The organism is Actinoplanes sp. CA-051413 (assembly GCF_050955795.1).
GTDB lineage: Bacteria > Actinomycetota > Actinomycetes > Mycobacteriales > Micromonosporaceae > Actinoplanes.
In genome coordinates this window covers 9,589,576-9,606,488 of the sequence record NZ_CP192100.1, presented here as the reverse complement: position 1 = coordinate 9,606,488, position 16,913 = coordinate 9,589,576, and the positions used below count along the sequence as shown (strand labels likewise).

Below are 16,913 nucleotides of genomic sequence, written 5' to 3'. Positions count from 1 at the left end.
GGATTCGCGGCGGTGGTGACCAAGGGGACGACCGGCATACGGTTCGGTGAACTTGTCGACCTGGAGGCGGAGTACGTCCGGCGGTCGAGGCCCGGTCTCCTTAAAGGAAGACCGGGTTGTTCGGATGCCGCGCTGCCCGCCTAGCACAGTGATCCCAGGTAGGCCTGATAGCTGTCGGCGGCAGTACGGTCAACCGATACGGTGGCCCACGGCTCACCGGCACGCATCAGCACATCGGTCTGACTCGCTGCGGCTTCGTAGCCTTCCGGACGCGGCGCCAGGGCAACGGTTCGTCAAGCTGGGCCGTGAGAGCGGCCACGGCGGTGTCAGCCGTTGACCCGCTGCCGGGCCGGTATATCCAATCGACGAGAGACTTCTCCGGCGGGGAGCAGCCGAGCGCTGTGAGTGCGCCCGTCCGCCAGGCCCGGGTGGGGTCTAGCAGTTCAATGGCCACCGGGCGGTCCTCCCTGCTGCCCCGGTTGTACGAGCAATGCAGCTGGACATGCCCGGGAGCAAGGGGCAGCACCAGCACGGCTCCCGAGTCGACCGGCTTGCCTTCACCTTCTCGCAGGCGTGAGCCGTAGCGGTAGTTGAGATAGGCGCCGGATGATCCGGACGTATTCTGGACTCGGATGTGCACGCCGTCGCGCTGGACCGCGAACCGGGTGGCAGAGGCTCGGGTGCCGGAGGGGGAACAGGCGACGTCCACCACATCGGCGAAGGCTGGTGGGACGCTCAGTGCTGCCGCCGGGTCAGGGGCGGGGGAATGCCCGCATCCCATCGCGGTCCCTAGCAGCATGAGACTCGCAGTCATCGCAATCGGTCTTCTCATGCCCGCGCCCCAGTCCGTTGTTCGCCACGGCACGGCGGCCGTCCCGACCAGTACGGCGTGTCTTCCCGGCCATCGGTTTCCTCCTGCGCGAACCGTCTTGCTCGAGGAGGCGCACTTGCCGAACAGGCAATCGGAAAGCTGACAGCTCTACGCCGGACAGTGAACCGGCGAGGCATTAAGCAGCCAATTCTCAATGATCAATGACCGTTATGACGGAAGTTGACCCTTCCATCTCACTTAGAGTCATCATGCATTCACGGATAGCAATGTCGATGCGAACGGTGGCGGGACATGGCAGGGAATACCCACAGGTCGAACTGTTCCAATGCCCAGAACCCAGGGTGCGTCTGCTCGGGCTGCGGTGGAGCGCTCCATGGCTGGCAAGGATGGACCCAGCTTGCGTGGGGTCCACAGTCGACGCGTGACGATCGACGGCACCGCCTCGAGGACAAGATCGAACGGAATCGGCGCACCGGCGCGCTGAGCCTCAATGCGCGGAACCGGCAGGCCTCTGTTGATCTGGCTCGCCTGGACATCACCGACTACCTGTCGAGGACCAGCCCGAGACCTCCACCCGGCGATCAGTGGCCTGTGCGTGTTGACCTGAGTGACCCGGCCACAACCTCCTCCGACTTTGGGCGGCTGTCGGCTCTGGGTCAGACGATCATGATCGACACGTGGGATGACATTTCAGCAGAGATTGACAGCTGCGTGCAGAACGAGCGCACTGCGCGTGAGGTCAAGAAGCATTTGGCTGATCACACGTGGTGCGGGCTACTCGTCGCGCTGATCCGCTGGATCGAGCAGATTGATCAGGCGGTCCAGTTCCTTTCCGACAGGGGTAAACAATTCGTCAAGGGCTTCGTGGCCGAGCATCTGTCGGGACTCTCGAAGAAACTGGCTGAAGTAGTCGTCGACATTGTGGTCGACAGGGTCTGGTCAGCACTGGCCCGGCTGGTGGAGGCGCACTTCCCGCTGCTGGGCAAGGACACTCTCCGCGTACTTCGGATGCTGGCCCTCTTCACATGCCCCTCCGTGGAGCAGCATCCAGAGGTCTACAAGTACACAGCCAAGCCTTTGATGGGCGACGCGCTGAGGCTTGTTTCCGACGGGATCAAGGCGCAGGCCACCGCCCTCTTCACTGCATGGTGGCAACGGCGCAGTCCCGAAACGCTTGCTTGATCGGCTTGTGCTAGCTCGTCGGCTGGCGGTCGGAAGCCAGGACTCAAGATCCACGACTAGGGATGGGTCTAGAAACAGTCAGGGCCGGTTCTCCGCGAGGAGAACCAGCCCTGAGCTGGTGTTTCAAGGGTCGGGGTGGCCGGATTTGAACCGACGGCCTCTTCGTCCCGAACGAAGCGCGCTACCAAGCTGCGCCACACCCCGAGCGTGCTCAGCAATACTAGCCGACGCTTCGGCCGTCGCGAAATCGGTATCCCCGGTTGGTAAAAGCCCAGGTCAGCGTGGGATCAGCGTCAAAATCGTGGCCTCCGGGCGGCATGCGAAGCGGATCGGTGCCGTCGGGTGGGTGCCCAGGCCCGCCGACACGTGCAGCCAGGCGTCTGAGCCCGGCCAGCGGTGCAGGCCCTTGGCCATTGCGGTCGGGAGGTCGCAGTTCGTGGTCAGCGCTCCGTAGCCGGGGACGCAGACCTGGCCGCCGTGGGTGTGGCCGGCCAGCAGCAGGTTGAAGCCGTCTGCGGCCATCGGGTCCAGGACGCGGGAGGCCGGGGTGTGGGTCACGCCGATGTGCAGGTCCGCTCCCGCTGAGGCCGGGCCTGACACGGACGGGTAGTCGTCGCGGTCCACGTGGGGGTCGTCGACACCCACCAGTTCCACGGAGCGGCCGCCGGCTTTGATCACGGTTCGGGCGTTGTTCAGGTCGGTCCAGCCTGCGTCGGTGAAGGCCGCTCGCAGGTCTTCTGCCGGGAGTTCCACGCCCTGCACGTATTCGCGTTCCGGCAGCAGGTACTGCAGCGGGTTCTTCCACAGCGGCCCGCGGTAGTCGTTCGAGCCGAAGACGAAGGCGCCGGGCAGGTGCAGCAGCGGGTCCAGGGCGCGCAGGACGCCGGGGATCGCCTCCGGGGAGGCCATGTTGTCCCCGGTGACCACCACCAGGTCCGGGTCCGTGCCGATCAGCGCGGCCACCCAGGCCTGCTTGCGGCGCTGGTCCGGCATCATGTGCAGGTCCGAGATGTGCAGGATGCGCATCGGCTCGGCGTCCGGTTCCAGCGCCGGGACGTCGATGCGGCGCAGGGTGAACAGGTTGCGTTCGATCAGCGAGGCGTAGGCGAGGGCGGCACCACCGGCGGCGGTCACACCGGCGGCCAGGGAGATAAAGGGACGCTTGCGCATGGAGGCCAGAGTAGTTTGGGCGTCCATGGGAACGCTGAAAGACCGCTTGAACGATGACCTGCACTCCGCCATGAAGAGCCGGGACGAGCTGACGACCTCGACGCTGCGGATGGCGTTGACCGCTGTGCGCAATGCCGAGACGGCCGGGGACGCCGCCAAGGTGCTCAGTGACGACGAGGTGCTCGCCGTGCTGACCAAGGAGGCGAAGAAGCGCCGGGAGGCGGCGACCGCCTTCGCCGGGGCCGGCCGCACCGATCAGGCCGCGAAGGAGAACGCCGAGGGCGAGATCCTGGACCGCTACCTGCCGGCGCAGCTCACCGACGACGAGATCGCCGAGCTGGTCGCGGGGGCGCTGCAGGCCGGCGGCTTCACCGGCAAGGCCCAGATGGGCCCGGCCATGAAGGCGGCCCAGGCGGCGGTGGCCGGCCGGGCCGAGGGCGGCCGGGTGGCGGCAGCGGTACGCAAGCAGCTCAGCTGACGAAGCACCCCGAAAGCCAGCGGACGGGGCCAGCCGAAGGCTGGCGAAGCACCGCTAGAAACGGGCGGGCGGGCCGCCCGAAGGCTGACCAAGCACCGCCACGGATGCGGCCGGCGGGCCGCCCGAAGCTCGCGAACACCGCCGGGAAACGCAGCGGGCGGGCCACCCGAAGGTGGCCCGCCCGCCGTCGCTCAGCGCCGCCGTCCTGGCGGCTTCGGCTTGTCAGGGGCTTCCGGCTTGTCGTCGGCCTTGCCCTTGCTGATCTCGATGCTGACGTAGCCGTTCTTGATCGTCCGGTTGGGCGGGTTGGTGCCCGCCGCCGTGCCCTTCGGGCAGTCCGACTCGACTTCCTGGCCCACCGAGGCGGTGAAGCCGGCGCTCTCCACCCGGGCTATCGCGCCGGCGATCGTTGCGCATTCCACGCCTGGGATCGAGCGCTGCTCGCCGATCGAGATCTTCGAGCTGCCCGGCTTCTTGAACTGGACCTTGGGTTTGCCCCGCATGTAGTCGGCCATCGTGTTCCAGACCGCGGGGTTCACGATGCCGTGCGACATCCGGTCCTTGTGGTTCTGGTAGTCGGGGTTGACCAGGTAGCCGGCCACCGTCAGCGAGCTGCTGCCGATGATCAGCGCCGCGGTCTTGTCGTTGTCGGTGGTGCCGGACTTGCCGAAGATCGGGTGCCCGATGATGCCGCGGGCCGCGCCGGCCGTACGGCTGCCGCCGCAGCTGCCGAGCTGGGCGTTGTCACCCACCGGGCAGCGGGCCGCGTCCAGCGCCGCGCGAGCGACGTCAGGGGACGTGGCGCGGGTGCAGTGCGGCTTGCCGATGTCGATCTTCTCGTTGGTCCGGGAGATGATCTGCTGCACCGGGGTCGGGTCGCAGTACATCCCGTCGCCGGCGAGCGTCGCGTACGCGTTGGCCATCTCCAGCGGGGTCGAGGACGAGACGCCGAGGGTGAAGGCACCCCACTGGTGGGCGGCGTCCTTGTTCGACGCGAGGTCGATGTCCGTCTTCGTGCGGAACTTCACGCCGAAGCGCTGGGCGACGTCGACCACCTTCTCCGCGCCGACCCGTTCCTGCAGCGGTACGAAGAACGTGTTGATGGAGCGGCTGAAGCCCGTCCACATGTTCGTGACGCCGCCGGCCTTGCCGCCCGAGTTGCTCGGGCAGTAGTAGATGCCGTTGCACGTCGACCGGCCCGGGGCGATCCGGTACTTGGTGATGGCCTTGGCCGGGGCGTTGATCGAGTAGGCCAGCGGGTAGCCGTTCTCCAGCGCGGCCACCAGGGTGAACATCTTGAACACCGAGCCGGCCTGGTAGCCGGTGATGTCGCCGCCGCCGGTGAGCAGCGGGTTGGTGGTGTTCGGGTACGTGCCGCGGATCTTCTTGCGGGCCTTGGAGGGGTCCGAGGAGATCTTGTTCTTCGGGTCCGCGGGGTCGTCCAGCTTGAACTTGCGGTTGGCCGCCAGCGCCCGGACCTTGCCGGTGCCGGGCTGGATGGCCGCCAGCAGCAGCGCGTTCTGATTGTTCTGCGAGATGTGCTCGCCGATGTTGTCCCGGGCGGCCTGCTGCGCCTTGATGTCCATCGACGTCTGGATGCGGTAGCCGCCGCTCTTCAGGCGCCGCTCCCGGTCGTACGTGGTCGCGCCGAAGGCGTCCTGGCTCAGCCACCAGCGGTAGAAGTAGTCGCAGAAGAAGCCCCAGTGGTTCTTGGCCACCGAGACGCAGCCGTTGCCGGGGCGCTTCACCGTGCGGCTGATCTTGGTGTCCGTGGCCTTCTTGGCGTCCGCCGGCGTCACGAAGCCGAGGTCCTGCATCTGCTTGATGACGTAGTTGCGGCGGTCCAGCGCCTGCGGGTAGCCGCTGGCGGTGGTCGGGTTGAACGCGGTCGGGGCCTTCACCATGCTGGCCAGCAGGGCGGACTCGGCGACCGTGAGGTCCTTGGGCTTCTTGCTGAAGTAGACCTGGCTGGCGGCGAAGATGCCGTACGAGCCGTTGCCGAAGGGCGCCTTGTTCAGGTAGCCCTCGAGGATCTTCTGCTTGGAGAGATCCTTCTCGATCTGCAGCGCGTACTTCATTTCGTTGATCTTGCGCTTGGGGGTGTCCTTGGTGGCGTCGACGACCTCTTGCGGGCTGGTCGCCGAGTAGGCCAGCGACATCCGGACGAACTGCATCGTCAGCGTCGAGGCGCCCTGCTGGGACTTGCCGCTCTTGTTGTTGACGAACGCCCGGGCGACACCCTTGATGTCGACGCCGTTGTGCTTGTAGAACTCGTGGTCCTCGGCGGCGATGATCGCGTTCTGCATGTTGATCGAGATGTCCGCCAGCCGGACCTCGCTGCGGAACTCGTCGTAGAACGCCGAGATCAGCGTCTTGTTGTCCGATGCGAAGACCCGGCTGATCTGCGGGGCGCTCGCCTGCTTGAGCTCACTCGGCAGGCTGGCGAACGTCTCTCCGCCGGCCTTGGCCGCGAGGCCGGACATGGCCACGGCGGGGAACGCCGCGGCGGCCACCACCACGCCCGCGAGCAGGCCGCAGATCAGCAGCGAGGTCGCATTGGCGAAGATGTTGTGATCGCGTCTGCGCATCCAGGAGGTCACCTGAGCAGGGTACGCGAAAGATACCCGTGACTGCGTGTCGAGAAGGTCACGGTTCGCCCAGAATGAGTCTGCCTGTTCCGCCGGCCGCGCGTGGCGTTTTCCCAGAATTTTTGCGAACTTCCCGCCGTCCGGTCAGCCCGGGATGTCCGGAACTACCGAGGTATACGTTTTTGAGGGACAACGTTGCGTAATCGCCCGACTACAGAGCATGATGATCCGGCGAGCTATCGCACGACGCCTGTGTGACTTGAGGGGACATGAGTCCGCCGGCGTCAGGGGAAGCAAGGGGGGACGTGAACAGATGGGGATGATCAGCGACTGGCCCAGTATGGCGGCATGTCAGAGTGGCGACCCTGACGCGCTGTTCGTGCAGGGCGCCGAGCAGAACGTGGCGAAGAGGATCTGCCGCAGCTGCCCGGTCCGCTACGAATGCCTGGCCGACGCTCTGGACAACCGGATCGAGTTCGGCGTCTGGGGAGGCATGACCGAGCGGGAGCGGCGCGCACTGCTGCGCCGGCACCCGCACGTGGCGAGCTGGCGGAAGATGTTCGAAGCCGCTCTGCGGGAGAAGGGCGCCGACAAGGTGCTCGTCTCCACCCGCTGATCCTTCAGGACCGGGACACCTGGTCCCGGGACAGGGCAGCACCGATTGTCCGGAGCCCGTCGACGTCGTGCACGTCGGCGGGCTGCGCTGTCACTGCGACAGCCGGGACGTCCGGGAAGGCCTCGGTGAACGTGGCCGCCACCCGTACCTCCCGGTCGATCTGCCGCAGCAGGGCCGCGTGGATGCGCAGCGCGTCCGCGGTCGCCTGCTGATCACCCGCCGCGTCGAGCTCGGCCGCCGCCGCCTCGGCCTCGGCCGGGGTCACGGTCGGCAACGCGGTCTCGTGGGTGCGGTTGAGCACCAGGCCGGCGAGCGGCATCCGCTCCGCGACCAGCCGCTCCGCGAAATACGCGGCCTCCCGGACCGCGTCCCGCTCCGGGGCCGCGACCAGCAGGAACGCGGTCTGCGGGTCCTGCAGGATCCGGTACGTCTCGTCGGCGCGCTGCCGGAAGCCACCGAACATGGAATCCAGTGCGGCCACGAAGCCCGACAGGTCGGTCAGCAGCTGCGCGCCGAGGATCTTCTGCACCGCCCGCGAGAAGATCCCGAACGAGGCCGTGACCAGGCTGAACATGCTCCGGCCGCCGCGCGCCGGGGCCATCAGCAGGCGCAGCATCCGCCCGTCCAGGAAGCGGGACAGCCGGGCCGGGGCGTCCAGGAAGTCCAGGGCCGAACGGGACGGCGGAGTGTCGACCACGATCAGGTCCCACTCGTCGCCCGCGCGCAGCTGGCCCAGCTTCTCCATCGCCATGTACTCCTGGGTGCCGGAGAAGGTCGAGCTCATGGCCTGGTAGAACGGGTTGGCGAAGATCTCCGCGGCCCGCTGCGGCGAGGTGTGCGCCTGCACGACCTCGTCGAACGTGCGCTTCATGTCGAGCATCATGGCGTGCAGCTCGCCGCCGGTCGCCTCGGTGTCGATGCCCTTGACCTGCCGGGGCGTGTTGTCCAGCTCGGTCAGGCCCATGGACTGGGCGAGCCGGCGGGCCGGGTCGATGGTGAGCACCACCGTGCGCCGGCCGTGCTGCTCCGCCGCGCGGAGGCCGAGCGCCGCCGCCGTGGTGGTCTTGCCCACGCCACCGGCGCCGCAGCAGACCACGATTCTGGTGGCCGGATCGGCCAGCAGAGCGTCGACGTCCAGGCGAGGGGCGGTCTGATCAGCGGCCACGTTCCGAGCGTACTGACTCGTAGCCCCCCGCGCGGCGTGCAGCACTGCGGTGTGTGGCGGGTCAGACACTCCGGCCGGGCCCCGGGGACCGGCCGGTTCAGGCGCTCAGCAGCAGGTCGGCCAGCTCGTGCAGCCCGTCGAGGTCCACCCCGCCGGCCAGCAGCGGCAGCTCCAGCATCGGGCGGCCCAGCTCGGCCAGCTCCGAGCGCAGCGAAGCCTCCAGCTCCCGGCGGGTCAGGTGGGCCCGGGCCTCGGCGTGCAGGCCGTTGACCGTCGCGGCGTCGGTGGGCAGGCCGGCGGCGGCCAGGCCGCGCTTGAGCTCGGTCTTGGTGATCTTTCCGGTGGCCAGCAGCGGCGGCCGGCTGCCGTTGACGATGATCCGGCCGACCGGGATGCCCAGCGCGGACAGCTCGCCGATCGCGTCCAGGCTCTCCTGGACCGGCATCTCCTCCAGCAGCGTGACCACGTGCACGGCGGTCATCGGGGAGCGCAGCAGCGAGGCCACCCCGTCGCTCTGGGTCTTGATCGGACCCATCTTGGCCAGCTTGGCGGTCTCGGCGGTGACGTTGAGGAACCGTCCGATCCGGCCGGTCGGCGGCGCGTCCAGCACGACCGCGTCGTACACCCGGCGGCCGTCCGACGAGCGGGTCGTCGCCTCCTTCACCTTGCCGGTGAGCAGGACGTCGCGCAGGCCGGGGGCGATGGTGGTGGCGAAGTCGATCGCACCGATCTTGCGCAGCGCACGGCCGGCCGCGCCGAGCCGGTAGAACATCTCGAGGTACTCCAGCAGAGCTTCCTCGGGGTCCACCGCCAGCGCCCGGACCTCGCCGTCCCCGCGGGCCGGGGTCGCGATCCGGCGTTCCGCGTACGGCAGCGGATCGGTGCCGAACAGCTGGGCGATGCCCTGCCGGCCCTCGACCTCGACGAGCAGCGTGCGGTGACCGCCCGCGGCCAGCCCGAGGGCGAGCGCCGCCGCCACGGTCGTCTTGCCGGTGCCACCCTTGCCGGTCACGACGTGCAGGCGCGCCGGCCACTCGTTGCTAGCCACAGATCGAGCGTACGGCGTCAATTCAGCCGGTCACGTCGCACACGAGCCAGCCGGTCTTGCGGACCACGGTGAAGGTCAGCTGCTGCTGGGCCGTCTTCTCGTCGTCGGTGCTCATCGTGAGCTGCACGCCGACCGTGGCCTTCTCGTCGGTCTGCCCCGAGACGGCCGGGTCGTTCCAGCGGAACGAGGGGGCGTCGTACTCGTTCGCGTACCCCTTGATCTGGTCGACCCGGGCCTTGAGCTTCTCCTCGTCGCGCGCCTCGCGGCAGACGACGTCCCCCGCGGTCTTCGGGTCCTGCTGGGTGTAGATCGCCGTCATGAACCTGTTGACCGCCGTGGCCGGGTCGGGCGCGCCCTTGCCGCTCTCGGCGTCGCGCAGCAGCAGATAGGCCGAGACCGTGCCGCCGCCGAAGATCAGCAGAGTGAGGACCAGGGCCACCGCCACCCAGAACGGGCGCTTGTGCTTGCGCGGCGTGTCGAGCAGCACCGTCTCGGTGGCGTGCGGGTCGAACGGCACCTCCCACGGGTGCGGCAGCATGCTCAGCGGGATGGCCTCGGTCGGCTGGTCGTGCTGCACGCCGGGCTGCACCTCGGCCGGCGGCGAGTGCTCCAGGGCCAGGTGGGGCGGCGGCTCGGTGCGCCACTCGCCCGGCTTCTCGTGGCGGGCGTGGAAGGGCTCGGTCGGCGGCGGCTGATGCCACACCGGCTCACCGATCAGCACCTCGGTCTCGGCGGGCAGCACCGAGAAGACCTGCGTGTCATCGAAACCGGGGGCGGGCTCAGCCGGAGCCGGGTGGCCGGGCTCGCCGGGATAGGCGCCGATCGGCGGCCATTCAGGCAGCTCGGCCGGGGGCGGGGCGTCGATGAAGTCGGACGCGGGCGCCTCCGCTGCGGCGATCGACGAGGGCCGCGCCGTCTCGCCCTGCTGCGGTTGCGTCATCGTGCCCCCTCGGCCGGCGGAGTCGGGGCCGCGCCGCCCCGGTGCTCAGCGTAACGAAATCCGGACAGCCGCGAGGCAGCTCCGGCCGCCTGGCTAGGCTGTCGCCGTCGCCGGGCAGCCGCCCGGAGCAGCCCGTACGAGTGACAGGGAGCTGGACGAGCAATGCAGAAGTGGGAGTACGTGACCGTGCCGCTGCTGGTCCACGCGACCAAGCAGATCCTCGACAACTGGGGTGACGACGGCTGGGAGCTGGTGCAGGTCGTTCCCGGACCCAACTCCGAGCAGCTCATCGCGTACATGAAGCGGGCCAAGTCGTGACCACGCCGGTGACGGGTGAGGGCGGCGCCGACGCGTACGCCCGCCTCGCGGAGCTGGGGCTGACGCTGCCGTCGGTCGTGCCGCCGCTCGCGTCGTACGTGCCGGCCGTGCAGTCCGGCAACTATGTCTACGTCTCCGGGCAGCTGCCGATGGTGGACGGCAAGCTGCCGTACGTCGGCAAGGTCGGCGCGGAAGTGACCGTCGAGCAGGGCACCGAGCTGGCCCGCTACTGCGCGCTGAACGCCCTCGCGGCGATCGACGCGCTGGTCGGCCTGGGCCGGCTCGTGAAGATCGTCAAGCTGACGGGCTTCGTGGCGTCGGCCGAGGGCTTCACCGGCCAGCCCGCCGTGGTCAACGGAGCCTCGAACCTCTTCGGTGACGTGCTGGGTGAGCTGGGCCGGCACGCCCGCAGCGCCGTCGGCGTCTCCGAGCTTCCGCTGGGCGCGCCGGTCGAGGTCGAGGTCATCGCCGAGATCGCCTGACCGCCTCGCCGCGTGTGGTTTTGCCGTCGCGTCGTGACCGCCGGTGACCGGATCGCACATCCGGTCCCCGGACGGTCAGCGCAGTGCGACGTACGATGCGGTGCATGGGGGCCGCCGAGGTCGTGGAGTTACCGGCATGGGTGACGCTGCTGCGTGCACACAACGCCGGGCCGATGACGCTGGACGGCACCAACACGTGGGTGCTGCGCGCCCCCGGTGCCGAGCACGGGATCGTCATCGATCCCGGCCCGCTCGACGAGGGACATCTCGCCCGGATCGCCGGACACGGACCGTTCCTGTTCATTCTCGTCACTCACGGTCATCACGACCACGTGGAGGGTGCCGCGCGCCTGTCCGAGCTCCTCGGCGGCACGCACGTCCTGGCGGCCGATCCGAAGCACGGGGTGCTCGCCGGGCCCCTGGGCCGCGACGAGCAGCTCGGCGGCGACGGCCTGGAGATCCAGGTGCTGGACACGCCGGGGCACACCCGTGACTCGGTCAGCTTCCTGGTCGAGTGCGGCGGCGAGCGGGCCGTCTTCACCGGCGACACCATCCTGGGGCGGGGCACGACCGTGGTCGCCTGGCCGGATGGCGACCTGGGGGCGTACCTGACGAGTCTGGAGCGGCTGGCGGCGTACGAGGGTGTGTTGATGCTGCCCGGGCACGGGCCGGCCCTCCCGGATTGCGCCGCGGTGGCCCGGGCCTATCTGGCCCACCGGCAGGAGCGGCTCGGCCAGGTCCGGGCCGCGATCGCGGCCGGGGCGGACTCGGCCGAGGCGATCGTCGAAGTCGTCTACCCGGACATCGCACCAAGAGTCCGTTTCGCAGCGGTTTGGTCGGCGCGCGCGCAACTCGCTTACCTGAGGCGGGAATCACAGCCCACCCCGGAACAGTTGGACCCGCTGTGACCTGTCCTGTGTGTGGAACCGTCGCCGTTCCCGGTGCCCGTTTCTGCCACAACTGCGGTGCCGCCCTGCCCGCCGCGGCCACGCTGCCTGCGGCGGAGCGGCGGATCGTCACCGTGCTCTTCGGCGACCTCTCCGACTTCACGTCCTGGTCCGAGGACCTGGATCCCGAGCGTGTGGGTGCCGTGACCGACCGTGTGCTGGCCGCGCTGGCCGGTGCGGTCAAGACCTTCGGCGGGCACGTCGACAAACTCACCGGCGACGGGATCATGGCCGTCTTCGGCGCGCCGGTCGCGCACGAGGACGACGCCGAGCGTGCGGTCCGGGCCGCCCTGAGCATGCAGCGGGCGGTCCGTCGCGTACTGGACGACGAGCGCGGCGGCGGCGCACCCCTGGGCCTGCGCGTCGGGCTCAACACCGGCGAGGTGGTCGCCGGCATCCAGGCCTCGATCGAGTACACGGTCATCGGCGACACGGTGAACACGGCAGCCCGGCTGGCCGACGCCGCGGCGGTCGGTGCGGTCTACGCGGGGTCGCGCACCTCGGCCGGCACCCGGCACGTCGCCTCCTGGCGGCAGCTGCGGGCGCTACGGCTGAAGGGCAAGCGCGAGCCGGTGCCGGCGTACGAGCTGCTCGGTCTGCACGACGCGCCCGGCACCCGGTCGGGTCTCGGCGACGAGGCCCCGTTCGTGGGCCGCGAGACCGAGCTGGGCCGGGTCGCCGGCCGGCTCGCCGAGGTCATCGACGCGGGCACGCCCCGGGTGATGGTGATGACGGCCGAGGCCGGCATCGGCAAGACCCGGTTCGCGGGCGAGGTCAAGCGGCTGGCGGCCGGTTACGACGTCGGCGCGGGCCGCTTCGCCACCCACACCGGTGCCCGGGTGCTGCGGGCGCGCTGCCGGGCGTTCGGTGAGCGCCGCCGTTTCGCGCCGCTGGCCGACCTCGTGCGCAAGTCCGTCGGCCTGCCCAAGGACGTGGCCGCGACGATGAACCGCACGGTGGTCGAGGAGCGGCTGCGCAAGCTCGTGGCCCGGCTCAGCCGTGACGGCGAGCCACCCGACCTCGACATCGACCGCCTGCTGGCGCTGCTCGGTTACGGCGAGGCCCCGGCCAACCCGGTCGGCCCGGCCGCCGTCGCGGAATATCAGCCCACCGGCGGCGCCCGCCCGGAGACCGAGACCATCCCGATCGCGGTCGCCGGCCTGCTCAGCGCCCTGGCCCGGGAGACGCCGCTGGTCGTCATCGTTGATGATCTGCACGACGCGACCGCCGAGACGATCGACGCTCTCGGCGCGGTGCTGTCGCGCCTCGAAGGGCCGGTCGTGCTGCTGCTGCTCGGCCGCCCGGAGCTGGTCCGGACCGCCGGCGCGCTGACCCGGCTGGCCGACGCCGAGATCCACACCCTGCCACCGCTGCGCGGCGCGGACGCGTCCCGCCTGCTCACCTCCTATCTCAACGGCGGCAAGCTGGTCCAGGCCGACGCCGACCGGCTGCTCGCCACCGCCCAGGGCAACCCGTTCTACCTGGCCGAGCTGGTCACGCTGCTGATGGAACGCGGCGCGCTGATGCCGGCCGTCGGTGCCAACGCCGCCGGCAAGTGGCAGCTCGCCGACGGTTCGATGGGCAGCCAGCTGCTCTCCCGCGACCTCGCGGCGGTCCTCGCCGCCCGCATCGACGCGCTGCCGACCGAGCCGCGCTCGGTCCTGCGCGACGCCGCCGTCGTCGGTGACACGGTGCCCACCGGCGTCATCGAGGCCCTGCGTGAGCGCCGGGCGCCCGCCGACGCCCGGCCGGGTGCGGTGGCGGCCGTCGAGCTCGAACGGGCCATCGACGAGCTGCTGCAACGTCGCATGCTGCACCGGGTCCGCGGCGGATACGCGTTCAGCACCCCGCTGATGCGCGAGGCCGCGTACGCCGGGCTGGGTAAGGCCGACCTGGCCGACCGGCATGCGTACCTGGCCCGGTGGGCCGCGCCCGAGACCGTGACGGCGCTGGGCTACGACGGGGCCAGCCGGCTCAGCCTCGGCGAGAACGAGCGGGACGCCTTCGTGGCGACCCACGCCGAGTGCGCGGTCGAGCTGGCCGACGCGGTCCGGCTGCGTCCCGACGCGACCGCCCGGGACGTGGCCCCGCTGGGGGTGGCCGCCCTGGGCCGGATGGCCCGCCGCGCCCTGGCCAACATCGAACCGGCCGCGTCGATCGCGTACGCGGAACGGGCCGCCGCCATCGCCAAGGACGGCCTGCCGCTCTCCGACCAGCTGGTGCACGCCCGCGCCCTGCTGCGCCTGGGCCGCGCCAACGAGGCCCTGACCTACGGCGAGAAGATCGCCGGCAGCGCCGACGAGGAGCCGGTGTGCCGGGCCGAGGCGTTGCTGGTCGTCGGCCGGGCCCAGGAGGCGCTGGGCGACACGTCCCGGGCCGTCGCGGCCTGGCAGCAGGCGCTGGACGTGGCGACCGAGGCCGAGCTGGCCCCGGAACGCGCCAACGCGATGCGCCGGCTGGGCATGGCCGACTTCCTGGCCGGCAAGCTGAGCCAGGCGAGCAGCCGGTTCGCGGCCGCGTACCAGGTCACGCTCACCGCGGGGGACCGGCACGGGCAGGCCTGGGCGCTGCAGAACCTGGCCTGGGTCACCACCACCCGAGGTGACTTCGCGGGTACGGACGCCGTGCTCGGCCGGGCCGCCCGCCTGTTCGCCGAGCTGGGTGACCCGGTGGGCCGGTCCTGGCTGCGTGGCACCACGGCGTTCGCCCGGCTGCTGGCCGGACGCCTGCACGAGTCGCGTCGGCTGGCCCGGATCTTCCTGCCGTTCGGTGACCGGGTCGGCGAGGGCTGGGCGGTCGGCACGCTGCGGGCGGTCGAGGCGTACGCGGCAGCCGAGCTCGGTGACCTGGCCGAGGCGGACGGCGAGGCGCGCCGGGCGTACCGGGACTTCGCCGCGGTCTCCGACGACTGGGGCCGCGGGCTCGCCCTGGTCGTCCGCGGAGCAATCGCCCGTGGCCTCAACGAGCCCGAGCACGCCGAGGACCTGCTCACCGACGCGCTGGAGTACGCCGACAAGACCGGTCACCCGCTGCTGCTCGGCATGGCCGGCACCCTGCGCGGCTTCGTGGCGTTGCAACGCGGTGACGTGGAGGCGGCCGAGGCGGACGCACGCCGGGTGATGACCGCGGTCGAGCCGCACAACCCCCTGGCGCCGGCGCAGGTCGGGCCACGGGTGCTGCTCGCCGAGGCGCGGCTGCGGGCCGGTGACGCGGCCACCGCGGTGGGGCTGCTCGCCCCGATCGCCAGTGACACCGGCGGCTCGCTGCTCTTCTCCCGCCGGCACGCGCTGGCGTCGTACGCGTCCGCCCTGCTCGCCGACGGTCACGTCGAGGCGGCGGCGACCTGGATCCGGCGCGCCCGCGAGGTGCCGGCCGAGGACGTCCGCAGCGGAGTGGTCGCCGCGATGGTGCTGGCCCGGGTGCACGCGGCGGCCGGGTCGCTGGACCTCGCGCGGGCGGCGGCCGAGGAGGCTGTGCTGCTCGCGTACTCCTCGGAACAGGTCAGTGAACGAGTCGCGGCGGAGGAATTGAGGGATGCTCTCGCCCATTCCATCGTGGAACCGCCGGAATCTGTCGCGTACGCGTCTGACGTGCCGGGATGAAGCTGACGCCCGGTCGCGTATTTTCTAACCCGTGACCGACACCCCGCCTGGCCGTCTCCCCGCGCCGTACGTGCCTGGCATGTCCGGCTTGACGGTTATGGCACGAGGTGGGTACGCCACTGTCTACCGTGCCACGCAGGATTCCGTCGGTCGTGACGTCGCCATCAAGGTCGAGAACAGGACGCTGGACAACGCCCGGGACCAGGCCCGTTTCCTGCGCGAGGCCAAAGCGGCCGGGCGGATGTCGTCGCACCCGCACGTCGTGGACCTCTTCGACGTCGGGGTGACGGTCGACCAGCATCCGTACCTGATCATGGAGCTTTGCGACGGGTCGTACCTGGACCGGATGCGGATCTCCCCGCTGACCGCCGCCGAGGCCCGCGACCTGGGCGTGAAGATCGCCGACGCGCTGGTGCACTCGCACGCCAACGGGGTGCTGCACCGCGACGTCAAGCCCGCGAACATCCTGTACTCGCATTTCAACCCGGCCGTGCTCGCCGACTTCGGGCTGGCCGTGCTCGGCGAGATGCGCGATTCGTCGGTCACCCTCGAGGTGCTCACCCCGGCGTACGCCCCGCCCGAGATGTTCTCGCACGCCGAGCCGTCCGGCGCCGTCGATGTGTACGCGCTCTGCGCCACCCTCTACGCCGTGATGCGCGGCCGCCCCCCGCGCTGGGAGTCCGACCGCAGCCCCAGCCTGATCACGCTGATGGACCTGTTCAACCAGCCCATCCCGGAGCTGCCGGGCGTGCCACGCGCGCTCACCGAGATCCTGCGGTACGGCATGGCGAACGAACCCCGGGCCCGCCCCACCGCGGAGCAGCTGCGCGAGATGCTCGGCGGCGTGCACCTCGGTCAGAGTGGCCACCAGGTCCCGCCGACGGTCTACCGCGCGTCGACGTTCCAGCCGCCCGAGCCGCAGCCGCCCCGCAACCCGCGGCCGGTGCCGCCGGTGTCACCCACCCGGGAGGTGCACGGCGCCGACGAGACGCCGACCGTGCACACCGAGGGCCGCAAGCGGGCCAAGCGCAAATGGCTCTTCGGTGGCTTCGGGGTCTTCCTGCTGGTCGCGACCTCGCTGGGCGGCGCCTGGCTGGCGTCCGCGCACGGCCCGAAGGTGCGGTCGTTCGCCACCCGGCTGGCCGCGCCGGCGACCTCCACCGTGCCCGTGGCGCTGTCCCGGCTCCCCGGCTGCGCCGCTCCCAACGCGCACTGCCCCGAACAGGTGGAGTGCTACACGCGGCGGGCCGACGACGGCCGGACCGCCCGCAAGGTCGCGTGCACCCGGCCGCACAGCTGGGAGGTCTTCGCGATCGGCCGGCTGCCGTCCGGAGTGGAACCCCGCGACCGGGACGCGGTCACCACCGACCCGATCGTGCGCAAGGTGTGCAGCACGGCGACCTTCCGGCGCACGACGACCCGTACCGACAGCACCGAGTGGGCGTTGTCGGTGCTGCCGCCGACCAGCGCCGACCGTACTTTCCGCTGCCTTGCCGGTCAGGGCCGGGACCAGCTCCGCGGGCCGGTGCTGGCCCGCGGCTGAGT

General features: G+C 70.6%; 13 protein-coding genes and 1 tRNA gene. 8 read left to right on the top strand and 6 right to left on the bottom strand.

All coding sequences use genetic code 11. The annotated features are described in order from the left end of the window. The first annotated feature begins 1,498 nt into the window (after positions 1 to 1,498). A complete protein-coding gene (locus tag ACQP2Y_RS45295; RefSeq protein ID WP_433722926.1) occupies positions 1,499 to 2,014 on the top strand; it encodes a hypothetical protein in 516 nt (171 codons plus the stop codon). Positions 2,015 to 2,144: 130 nt separating this feature from the next. Here ACQP2Y_RS45295 and ACQP2Y_RS45290 read toward each other — a convergent pair. Further along, positions 2,145 to 2,218, bottom strand: a tRNA-Pro gene (locus ACQP2Y_RS45290). A 72-nt stretch (positions 2,219 to 2,290) separates the two neighbouring features. Further along, positions 2,291 to 3,184, bottom strand: coding sequence for a metallophosphoesterase (locus tag ACQP2Y_RS45285; protein ID WP_433722924.1), 894 nt, complete (start codon positions 3,182 to 3,184; stop codon positions 2,291 to 2,293). Positions 3,185 to 3,209: 25 nt separating this feature from the next. Between ACQP2Y_RS45285 and ACQP2Y_RS45280 the strand changes: the two genes are divergently transcribed. Next, positions 3,210 to 3,662, top strand: coding sequence for a GatB/YqeY domain-containing protein (locus tag ACQP2Y_RS45280; RefSeq protein WP_433722922.1), 453 nt, complete (start codon positions 3,210 to 3,212; stop codon positions 3,660 to 3,662). A 191-nt stretch (positions 3,663 to 3,853) separates the two neighbouring features. Here ACQP2Y_RS45280 and ACQP2Y_RS45275 read toward each other — a convergent pair whose 3' ends face one another. Continuing rightward, complete coding sequence (locus ACQP2Y_RS45275) at positions 3,854 to 6,250, bottom strand: transglycosylase domain-containing protein (RefSeq protein WP_433722920.1); 2,397 nt, start codon at positions 6,248 to 6,250, stop codon at positions 3,854 to 3,856. A 313-nt stretch (positions 6,251 to 6,563) separates the two neighbouring features. Between ACQP2Y_RS45275 and ACQP2Y_RS45270 the strand changes: the two genes are divergently transcribed. Next, on the top strand, positions 6,564 to 6,866 hold the full coding sequence (locus tag ACQP2Y_RS45270; RefSeq protein ID WP_041832981.1) for a WhiB family transcriptional regulator: 303 nt from the start codon (positions 6,564 to 6,566) through the stop codon (positions 6,864 to 6,866). A gap of 4 nt (positions 6,867 to 6,870) precedes the next feature. Here ACQP2Y_RS45270 and ACQP2Y_RS45265 read toward each other — a convergent pair whose 3' ends face one another. The 3 genes from ACQP2Y_RS45265 to ACQP2Y_RS45255 form a co-directional block, all read right to left on the bottom strand. Then, positions 6,871 to 8,031: an ArsA family ATPase gene (locus tag ACQP2Y_RS45265; RefSeq protein ID WP_360819641.1), complete on the bottom strand. Its 1,161-nt coding sequence runs from the start codon at positions 8,029 to 8,031 to the stop codon at positions 6,871 to 6,873. A 97-nt stretch (positions 8,032 to 8,128) separates the two neighbouring features. Continuing rightward, positions 8,129 to 9,079 (bottom strand): ArsA-related P-loop ATPase, encoded by a 951-nt coding sequence (locus ACQP2Y_RS45260; RefSeq protein WP_433722916.1) that lies wholly within the window; start codon positions 9,077 to 9,079, stop codon positions 8,129 to 8,131. A gap of 22 nt (positions 9,080 to 9,101) precedes the next feature. Then, complete coding sequence (locus tag ACQP2Y_RS45255; RefSeq protein ID WP_433722914.1) at positions 9,102 to 10,019, bottom strand: Rv0361 family membrane protein; 918 nt, start codon at positions 10,017 to 10,019, stop codon at positions 9,102 to 9,104. Between the two features lie 162 nt (positions 10,020 to 10,181). Between ACQP2Y_RS45255 and ACQP2Y_RS45250 the strand changes: the two genes are divergently transcribed. The 5 genes from ACQP2Y_RS45250 to ACQP2Y_RS45230 all read left to right on the top strand — a co-directional run bounded on the left by ACQP2Y_RS45250 (position 10,182) and on the right by ACQP2Y_RS45230 (position 16,911). Continuing rightward, complete coding sequence (locus ACQP2Y_RS45250) at positions 10,182 to 10,337, top strand: DUF4177 domain-containing protein (protein WP_212987823.1); 156 nt, start codon at positions 10,182 to 10,184, stop codon at positions 10,335 to 10,337. Further along, a complete protein-coding gene (locus ACQP2Y_RS45245; protein WP_360819632.1) occupies positions 10,334 to 10,819 on the top strand; it encodes a RidA family protein in 486 nt (161 codons plus the stop codon). Before ACQP2Y_RS45250 ends, ACQP2Y_RS45245 begins: the two co-directional genes overlap by 4 nt. Before the next feature lie 95 nt (positions 10,820 to 10,914). Continuing rightward, positions 10,915 to 11,727 (top strand): MBL fold metallo-hydrolase, encoded by an 813-nt coding sequence (locus ACQP2Y_RS45240; protein WP_433732376.1) that lies wholly within the window; start codon positions 10,915 to 10,917, stop codon positions 11,725 to 11,727. Beyond that, on the top strand, positions 11,724 to 15,368 hold the full coding sequence (locus tag ACQP2Y_RS45235) for an adenylate/guanylate cyclase domain-containing protein (RefSeq protein WP_433722912.1): 3,645 nt from the start codon (positions 11,724 to 11,726) through the stop codon (positions 15,366 to 15,368). The genes ACQP2Y_RS45240 and ACQP2Y_RS45235 overlap by 4 nt, the downstream gene beginning before the upstream one ends. A gap of 31 nt (positions 15,369 to 15,399) precedes the next feature. Further along, positions 15,400 to 16,911: a serine/threonine-protein kinase gene (locus ACQP2Y_RS45230; protein WP_433722910.1), complete on the top strand. Its 1,512-nt coding sequence runs from the start codon at positions 15,400 to 15,402 to the stop codon at positions 16,909 to 16,911. The last annotated feature ends 2 nt before the right edge of the window (positions 16,912 to 16,913 follow it).

Bases quoted from the DNA above. Each gene is read 5' to 3' on its own strand.
- ACQP2Y_RS45285 (WP_433722924.1), bottom strand. From the start codon at position 3,184: ATGCGCAAGCGTCCCTTTATCTCCCTGGCCGCCGGTGTGACCGCCGCC.
- ACQP2Y_RS45240 (WP_433732376.1), top strand. From the start codon at position 10,915: ATGCGGTGCATGGGGGCCGCCGAGGTCGTGGAGTTACCGGCATGGGTG.
- ACQP2Y_RS45255 (WP_433722914.1), bottom strand. From the start codon at position 10,019: ATGACGCAACCGCAGCAGGGCGAGACGGCGCGGCCCTCGTCGATCGCC.
- ACQP2Y_RS45280 (WP_433722922.1), top strand. From the start codon at position 3,210: ATGGGAACGCTGAAAGACCGCTTGAACGATGACCTGCACTCCGCCATG.
- ACQP2Y_RS45295 (WP_433722926.1), top strand. From the start codon at position 1,499: ATGATCGACACGTGGGATGACATTTCAGCAGAGATTGACAGCTGCGTG.
- ACQP2Y_RS45275 (WP_433722920.1), bottom strand. From the start codon at position 6,250: ATGCGCAGACGCGATCACAACATCTTCGCCAATGCGACCTCGCTGCTG.
- ACQP2Y_RS45250 (WP_212987823.1), top strand. From the start codon at position 10,182: ATGCAGAAGTGGGAGTACGTGACCGTGCCGCTGCTGGTCCACGCGACC.
- ACQP2Y_RS45270 (WP_041832981.1), top strand. From the start codon at position 6,564: ATGGGGATGATCAGCGACTGGCCCAGTATGGCGGCATGTCAGAGTGGC.